Below are 9167 nucleotides of genomic sequence, written 5' to 3' on the forward strand. Positions count from 1 at the left end.
AGTAGAATGGTAAGGGAGGTGATTTGCCATGAGAACAGCCTATCAGTACAGATTGCGCCCGACTCAGCAACAAGCAGCATTAATTGACAGATGGTTGTCAATGTTATGCGCTCAATACAATTACTTATTGGCTGATAGATTCAACTGGTATGAGCAAAATCGCTCACCTGTTAATGCCTGTCCTCTGATTTGTCACTTGCCTCAACTAAGAATCAACCCTAATTACTACTCTCAAAAGAAGACTCTGCCTCAACTTAAGCAAGAACGACCTTGGTATAAGGATATTCATTCTCAAGTTTTACAGGATGTAGTTAAGAGAGTTAAGCTAACCTTTGACAGATTCTTGATCGGAGATAGTAGCGGCAAAAGAAGTGGCAAACCCAGGTTTAAGCCACTCAGTCGTTACAGAACTTTCACCTACCCTCAAATCAAACAATCCTGCTTGCAAGGTAATCGCATTGACTTACCAAAACTGGGTAAGATTAAGGTTGTCTTGCATCGTCAAATTCCTGACGGGTTCAAAATCAAGACGGTTTCTATCAGTAAAAAAGCTGACGGATTGTACGTTACACTTTCTCTTGAGGATAAGACCGTTCCTGAAATTAAAACAGATATCAATCCTCACTTAATCATTGGTATTGATGTTGGTCTAAAGGATTTTTTGACTACTTCGAGTGGTGAAACAGTTACAATACCTCAGCACTACCGTAAAGCTCAAAAAAGACTGCGGCTTATTCAGAAAAAAGTATCACGTCGAGAGAAGGGTGGTAATCGTAGACTCAAGGCTATTAAGTTGTTAGCTAAACAACATCAAAAAGTAGCTAACAAGCGTAAAGACTTCCACTTCAAAACAGCTAATCAATTGCTGTCAAAGTATGACGTTATTGCTCATGAGACTTTGAATGTCAAAGGTCTTGCTCGTACCAAATTGGCCTTATCTGTGTTGGATGCTGGGTGGTCAAGCTTTCTGTCGATACTGACAAACAAAGCCTTAAATGCTGGTTTGTTGGTTGTCCCAGTAAGTGCTCATAACACCTCACAAAATTGCTCCAGTTGTGGAGAGAAAGTACCGAAAAAGCTGCATATTCGCTGGCACGACTGCCCTCATTGTGGGTGCAGTCTTGACCGTGACCACAATGCAGCGATTCGGCGTTCGCGAAGCGTGGCCTTCGGCCTCAGCCGACGCTACGCGAACAATATAAAAAATAGAGCGGTGGGGCATCCCGTTCTTAAAGCTCAGTTAATGTCCGACGGGATACCGGGAGTCGCTGAGAAGCCCACACTTACCCGATAGGGAAGTGTGGGAGTATGTCACCATCCTGAGGATGCTGCGCTACCATTTCACCTGTAGAGTTCCCCAGCTGCTGCTATGCTACCAATACCTGATTACTTAATTGCCCTGACTGTAGTACTGGTGGTAATCCCATCAGTATTCGTAATTTTACTACGTTTTGCTCTCCATACCCATCTTTTATCCCTAGGGAAGCGAGTAAGAAGACTAATCCATGGACAGCCTCGTGGGAAAAAACCCAGAATTGTAGAGGAGCTAGAAAGACGGTTCTCAGATGCTAGCCGACATTTAGAGCAGGTCAATACAGGCGCATTAATTGACCAAGCCTACAGCCACGAGAAAGTTGTTGGCATATCTTGTGACCAAATTGATTACATTGGTCGGATTATGCCTAGCTTACTGTTATCCTTTGGCTTACTAGGTACCTTTATCGGCATCACCATCAATTTGTTAGCACTCAGTCAAACAATCAGTCAATCTGATGCTACCGATATCAATACTTTAGTTAACCAATTACAGCAACCCCTAGAAGGGATGGGGATTGCTTTTACCACTAGCTTAACCGCTATCTTTTTTAGTGCTGTCTTAACGGTAATTAACGTCGCCTTCAATACAGGGCTAGCGAAAAACAATCTAATTAGTTACTTAGAAGATTACTTGGATAATATTTATCAGCCGAGTTTAGCAGGGCAAACACGCCTGGATGTATTAGTTCAGGGGATGTCCAATATCTTTGAAAGCTTTTTGGCGAGATTTGGTCAGACTGTTCGAGAGGCAGTGGAATCATCACTACGAGAAAAAGTTCAAGAAATTGCTGATGCTAACACTCAAGTGCTTAAACTAGCAGAAAGTTCTTACAATAGATTCTTCCAAGCTGCTAGTACTATCGCTAGAAGTGCTGAGGAATTTCAACTAGCTGCTGCTCAATTTACCCAAGTTGCTCAAACCTTCGAGCATAGCCAGTTTCCTCAAAAATTATCTAAGGCTACAGTAGATTTAACTAGAACCCAAAGCAGTTTCTCTGAGTCAGCCAGTATGTTAGCGCAATCAGTGCAAGGGATGGGAGTAGCAATGGCTGAACTTCAACTTCATGGGGTTAAGTTGGTAAAATTGGCAGAAGAAATCAGTGCCCTCAGACAATCTTCTATAGATGTAGTAAAACAGCATCATCACAGTCAACAAGCCCTAGGGAAGATTATCCCCCAACTTCAGCAAGGAGCACAGGGATTTCAGTCAGCGATCGCTCGGCTTGATCAATTAGAGCAACGGATTGTTTCTCGAACTGATAGCTTGAGTGACGTTCAGGCTGAATTGGCTAAGTTAGTGTCAAATGTTAAAAGCTATACCGAAGGAGTAAGTCTGGGAATTCAGGCTTTAGGCGATCGCCTTGATCAAAGTATTACTCAGCAAGCTAATACTGACCAGCATAATTATGAAATTATGCGACACAATCTTGAAAAAGTTGTCAATCATCTCAATAACACCAATCAGGAAATTGCTAAGATTAGCCAAAAACTGACTGAGTCCAATCAAATCGATGGTTCAACTCGCATAACTCAAGATATGACTGTAGGAGAGCTAGTCAGGCGTTTGAGCAGTGAACGATAAACCTGGCAAATCCTTAGCTGTCAGCCTTCAGCTGTCAGCCGTCAGCTGTTAGCCGTCAGCTAAAAGCTCACGCGTGCGCGTTCAGCTTAAAATAAACCTCTAAGCGTGAGAATTTAATAGTTCGAGAAAGTCTGGGAATTTGCCCATATAAGCATATGCCCTTAGCCCATAAGCTGATAGCTGAATGCTGATAACTGATAACTGAATGCTGATAGCTGATAACTGAATGCTGATAGCTGAATGCTGATAGCTGAATGCTGATAGCTGAATGCTTACAGCAAATGATTAATAGTAATTATAAGATTGACAGAGAATTGATAAAATGCGTCGTTCACGAAATAATGATTGGAATGAAGAGATAAATCTCTGGCCAGCTTTTACAGACTTAATGTCTAATGCCTTCATGATCCTGATCTTATTTTTGTTGCTGTCTATCCTGAAGTCTGTGCTGGCACAAACTGCCTTAGAATCAACCATTGATGATCTCACCAGAAGTGAAGATGAAGTGGTGCAATTAGCAAGGGAGAATGCCGAATTACGAGCTAAGGCAGCTCGGGTTGATCAACTTGAGCGTGGCGTAGCGGTTTGGAGAGCTAGGGCAAAGCGCTCAACTGTCCGCGAAAAGGCACTAGAACAGCAGGTTAGGTCTTTGCAGGTACAGATTGCTGCAGCACCAAAACCACCAGATACACCTCCGATTATTGTAATCAAAGATCAGGGGGATTACCGATTTGATTCCGGTAGTGCGCAAATTCCCTCAGCCATGAAAGACTATATTCGGCAGCAAATTGTCCCTGCTATTGAAAGCAATGCCAAAGACTATGAAATTAATGTAGTAGAACTGATTGGTCACACAGATGGTCAACCTAATCTTGGTGGTAGCAATATCGACCAAACTATTGGGAATGTGGTTAATAAAAATTCCTCTATCAGTCAACTTAGACCAGGATCTAATGCTGATTTAGGACTGATGCGAGCTTTGGCAGTTGTGCAATTACTCCGTGAGATTCAAGCTAAGGAAGGGCGGCTCAAGGGGCTGCAATTTCGGGCTTATTCTGCAGCCCAGTTAATTTTACCTAATGGACAAATTGCTCCGATTAGTTTAAAGGATGATCAAACTAGGCGCAGGATTGAAATTCGCTTTACTCGTCTCGGTAAGGTGACAAATGTTCAATAGTTGAAGAGGAGACAATCTTGCTAATCTGGTAAGGAAAGATACTATTGATAGAGTTTGCGATCGCAAATTCATGAATTAGGCTTTCTCTGGTGAACATTTCTGGTGAACATTGAAGACTACACCGGTCGTCTACCAAAACCAAAGATTGATAATGATGAAGCACACCCACAAGGGGTGTGCTTCATCATTATCCGGTTATCAATCTCCAGCGTGCAGACCAGTGGGGAATTCCGCGAGATTTGTTAAAAATTTTTCATCTTCCTTGATCTTTACGCTACGTCACCCTCTATGTTGATGAATATCTAGAAAAAACGAAACGAAAACATCATGTACAGCATTGGGGAATTTTCTAGGATCGCTCAGGTTTCTAAGCGTTTACTGCGCTACTACGATCAGATTGGTCTGTTTCAACCGATGTTCGTTGATCCTGCCAGTGGTCATCGTTACTACAGCGCAACCCAATTGCCCACACTCAACCGCATTCTCGCCCTCAAAGAATTGGGGTTATCGTTGGATCAAATCCGACGATTCATCAAAGATGATATCTCCCTCGAAGAAATTCAGGGTATGTTGTTGATGAAAAAAGCCGAGTTAGAGCAACAGGTGCTCGATGAACTCAAACGCATTCGCACAATTGAATCACGCTTAAAGCAAATTAAAGATCGTGCTACCCATGTGCGTGATGTGGTGGTGAAGCAAGTCCCCCAACAACAGCTTATCGGAATACGCAAGATCTTATCAACGGGTGAGTCACCAGATGATTTCTTCTGGTCTGTGATGAACGCTCTTCCTGGGGACAATAATACCACCTATGGACCGATGACGATTGTCCTTCATGGGGATGGAGTAAGCAGCGATCGCATTGATGTTGAACTGGGACGCTTGCTTTATAAGACCGATCGTGCTTCCCTTACTACCTATGACGGTATGACCCTCGATCCGCGATCACTTCCATCGGCAACAATGGCAACATTTATTCCTCCTACGAATTCTTGTGCCAAGCTTCTGGGGTACAACGCGATCGGCGAATGGGTAGAAGCCAATCACTATGCTTTCGCTGGTCCGGTGCGACTAGTCTTTCTGGAATTGCCCAAACAACCAGGTGATTCGGACTTTGTGATGGAAATTCAATTTCCGATCCGCAAGCGAACAGTAGATCTGGACTTGCGATCGATAAACTAGGTCTGAAATGAGCAAGATATAGATCCAAATGGCAATGCCATCAAACTAAGCAATAGTGTTCAAAAACAGGAGTATCGAAATGATTTATAACAAAAAGACCATCGGAATAGATAGAAAAGCTTTACTTTCTACATTATGGATATTTTTCCTATTGAATATGATTTTCCGAGATATTCATGAGTTCTTTAGACCAGGGCTTTTAGAACAAATCATGACAGGAATCGTCAATGGTACTCAAGTAACTGACGGAATGTTGTTAGTAGGCTCGATCATAGTGGAGATTCCGATTTCTATGGTTCTCTTGTCTCGGATATTGAACTATCGATTAAATCGCTGGGCAAACATGATCGCAGGTGCAATCACTATTGCGTTTGTTATCGGTATTGGACCGAAAGATCTTGACGATATGTTTTTTTCAACTATAGAAGTTCTGTCTCTGTCACTAATTGTCTGGTATGCATGGAAGTGGCATAAACAGGATGCATGAGTCATGCCATCTTTAATTCATTGATCGTTTAACATTTATTGGTTCGGGGCTTGCTTGCAGGGCGCTTTACCAATGAACTTTATCAAGTCGCCTTCGTCGCAAAGTCTCCCGATGAATGTTAAATGTTCAATGAATAGTCATGCCTTAGAGGTAGATATTTATAGAAATCAATCAGTTAAATAATCAGGGATTATGATGAAACACTCAGCTAAATTTTATGACAAAATCGCAGAAGGCTATGCCAAACAACCCATTGCTGATGAAGCAGCTTACCAGAAAAAACTACAAGTCACACAGGAATACTTTAAGCCAGAGATGGAAGTTCTGGAGTTTGGCTGCGGGACGGGATCGACCGCTATCATTCACGCACCCTACGTTAAACATATTCGCGCCATAGATATCTCATCCAAAATGATTGAAATAGCCCAAGGTAAAGCTGAGGAAAACAACATCAACAATGTTACCTTTGAACAATTGACTATCGAAGAATTAACTGTGGCCGATGAAACCTTTGATGTGGTGTTAGCACTGAGTATTTTGCACTTACTAGAAGACAAAGAAAAAGCGATCGCCAAGGTTCACAAGATGCTCAAACCAGGCGGAATTTTAGTCACCAGTACAGCTTGTCTCGGAGATACCATGAAGTGGTTTAATATCGTCGCGCCGATTGGAAAATTCTTGGGTTTAATACCGTTGGTTAAGGTTTTTACGACAAAAGAATTGTTAGACAGTTTGACCAATGGCGGTTTCGCGATTGACTACCATTGGCAACCGAGCAAAGGCAAAGCGGTGTTTATTGTGGGGAAGAAGGCACTGGTAGAAGCGATTAATTTCAACTGTTAATTAGGAACGTAGCCAATGATATCCTGGTTGGTGCTGATCGAGACGAATTCCTCAAGAGTGATAATCACCAGTCAACGTCTGATAATGGCTCCCAAAGTTGAAGCGATTAGGCACTTCAGACAGGCCATCTCTGAGACTTAGAATAATCCTTAAGATTAGCCCTAAAATTTAGTATCAACAGGCACATCTTAAAGGTTAATTTTGTGGTATAGCTTTCTTATCCCCTTAAACCGAGTAGATGTCAGTCACTCTGTCGAATCCGGTGCTTGACAAATCCCGAGGGTGGGGATAAGCAAAATACTCGACTTAAAGTGTAAGCTAATTGGAAAAGCAATCAAGTCCATTAGCAGGTCTTTGGGTCATAGATATCGACAATGGCTAAGAAGTACTGGGAATTTCTACTACAGAAAGAGGGGGAGCGCTCCTGGAAGCCAATCAAGTCTTCTGAGATCGAGATTGAATCCGGTCGGTATCGGATAGTGGCTCGTTCCAACCTGCCCAATACTGATGTAGAAATTTGCGTCAGCTATGATAGCACAGAGCAAGTGCCCCCCAGACGCAAGTCCCAGAGGCGATGGCGTCGCACCAACTCAGAAGGGTTAATGGTGGTGATTCCTTTCACCAAGCTTAAACCTGGTCTGTGGAAGTTACGTTGCAGTAACGATATCATGGATGATTTTCTGGGTCAGTCCTGGCGAAAATCCTTAGCGCTACAAGTCATACCCGAAATCCAAGATGTAGAGACACCCCCTAAAACCTCTGTATCCTCATCAGTAGCAGAAGTCACCTCAGTAGAATCCACCCCAGTAGAAGCAACCCAAACTGATACTCAGCCGCCTCAAATAAACAATTCCCTGACTACACCTGAGCTAGTTGTTGATTCTCCCTCCACCAATACTATTGCTAATGACCTGAAAGCAACAGATGCTAGCTCAGATACTAGCTCAGATGCTAGCTCAGATGCTAGATCAGAGTTTTCTAACCCTCAGGAGTACCAGAGTCAGATAACACCACCAGAGGAACAACCCATAACCATTGCTGCGCCAGAGTTACCTGTTGACCAAGCCCAAGCAGCAATTGGGGTTAGCCAACAGGAATCTAGTCCTAGCCAAGAGACGGTTTTGGAAGAGGTAGAAGAGGTTTACTCAGAGGCACCTGTTAATCCTGAAACCAATCAACAACCAAAAACCAACCAACAACCAATAGAAACTATCTCGGAAGACCTACAACTCCAATCGACCGTTGAGAATTCCATCATGGAGGAATCTCTGGAGACTTTGGAGCAACTACTACAACAGGTGCTTCAGCCAGTATTGGATGAGTTGGAAGATACGGAATCTGAAGATAACCAACAGCTAAGAAAAACCTCTGATTCAGATTGGGTTTCAGATACAGAGGTTAATAAGTACGGTTTAACCCTAAAACTAGATAAGGAAATTTTCCTGGCAAGGCGAGGAGAGTCTTTGACTATCAAAGGGGAATTGGTAGTAGATAACCAGGATGATGCTATAACGGTTCGTGTTTTAGAAACCCTATTCCCTGCTACCCTACGCTATCAATTGCGGTTTCCTCAAACAGGAAAACGTTTGTTAGATATTGAGTACTCCCTATCTCAACAGGATTTGGGATTTAGCCATAGTCTAGATATTCCAACGGATTGCCAAAGTGGTCTAATTTTAGGAAAAATAACCCTTTATAACTCAAAGTCAACTGCTTTAGCTACTCAACAATTTACTGTCACAGCTAATGTAGAGGATTTATTAGAAGTAATTGTGCCAGGGAATCAGGGGATGCCCATGGAAACCATGGTCGTACTGGCTAATCGGATCGCTCAATCTGCCAAACCTGATCAACCTGATCAAGACCTTCTATTATTAGATGAAGACCCCTTAGAGCAGACTACGCTGGATCTGGTTGAGTTACCCCAAAACCATCCATCTCTGTTCTTGCAACCTATCTCTGGACGGTCTTTACCACCAAAACTTTACCAGCATCAGCCGAGTGACATAACTGTTAAATCTATCAAATTGCCGAATTTTCCTACAATGCAGTCGGTTGCTGAACCTGAGGCACAGGACGAAGACGTCCAACATGACTCTAAAGCATCTGAGTCAGTTTCCCTAGATGATCAAGAATCCTCCACTACAGCCAATCCAGAACTAGATAATCGACAGCAAGATACTGGGTCAGAGTTACAGCCTCAAGAAACAGTGCTTCAAGACACAGTAGTTCAAGAAAGAGTACTTCAAGACACAGTACTTCAAAACACAGTAGAACAGTCGGAAGATAGTGCTGAAGATACTAATGAAGATAGTAATTTACAGATAAAGTCTGAAGTCTTATCTAATTATAATGATGCTTCTGAAGTGCTGAGTAATTCCCTAACGGAATCTGAGCCAATCCAAACTATTGAGATTAGTGAGATTGATGAATCTCAGACAGATGATCAGTTAGAGGATTCAGAATTGGTTGATACCCAGTTCAAGAATTCTAAGGTAAACCAATTATTGAATACTACTCGGTGGGATACTCCAGATTCTGTACAATATCCTGAGTCAATCGCTTTAGAAGAAGCTTTC

At 42.6% G+C, this 9167-nt stretch carries 7 protein-coding genes; all 7 read left to right on the plus strand.

Features of this window, described 5'->3' with window-relative positions; all coding sequences use genetic code 11:
• Positions 1-28: 28 nt before the first annotated feature.
• Positions 29-1294 carry a transposase gene (locus F6J94_RS07510; protein WP_293038716.1) on the plus strand — a complete coding sequence of 422 codons (1266 nt, stop codon included), beginning with the start codon at positions 29-31 and terminating at the stop codon, positions 1292-1294.
• Between the two features lie 75 nt (positions 1295-1369).
• The gene (locus tag F6J94_RS07515; protein ID WP_293038718.1) at positions 1370-2899 is read left to right on the plus strand and encodes a hypothetical protein; all 1530 of its coding nucleotides are present in this window, start codon (positions 1370-1372) and stop codon (positions 2897-2899) included.
• Positions 2900-3221: 322 nt separating this feature from the next.
• Entirely contained in the window at positions 3222-4076 is an 855-nt protein-coding gene (locus tag F6J94_RS07520; RefSeq protein ID WP_293038720.1) for a hypothetical protein, read from the plus strand.
• A 327-nt stretch (positions 4077-4403) separates the two neighbouring features.
• On the plus strand, positions 4404-5258 hold the full coding sequence (locus F6J94_RS07525; RefSeq protein ID WP_293038722.1) for a MerR family transcriptional regulator: 855 nt from the start codon (positions 4404-4406) through the stop codon (positions 5256-5258).
• A gap of 79 nt (positions 5259-5337) precedes the next feature.
• Positions 5338-5745 carry a DUF6326 family protein gene (locus F6J94_RS07530; protein WP_293038724.1) on the plus strand — a complete coding sequence of 136 codons (408 nt, stop codon included), beginning with the start codon at positions 5338-5340 and terminating at the stop codon, positions 5743-5745.
• A gap of 192 nt (positions 5746-5937) precedes the next feature.
• Positions 5938-6588, plus strand: a complete 651-nt coding sequence (locus F6J94_RS07535) for a class I SAM-dependent methyltransferase (RefSeq protein WP_293038726.1) — start codon at positions 5938-5940, stop codon at positions 6586-6588.
• Positions 6589-6962: 374 nt separating this feature from the next.
• A partial coding sequence (locus tag F6J94_RS07540) for a hypothetical protein (protein WP_293038728.1) occupies positions 6963-9167 on the plus strand: 2205 nt, incomplete at its 3' end.

It is taken from the genome of Moorena sp. SIO1F2, from assembly GCF_010672755.1.
Taxonomy (GTDB): Bacteria; Cyanobacteriota; Cyanobacteriia; order Cyanobacteriales; family Coleofasciculaceae; genus Moorena.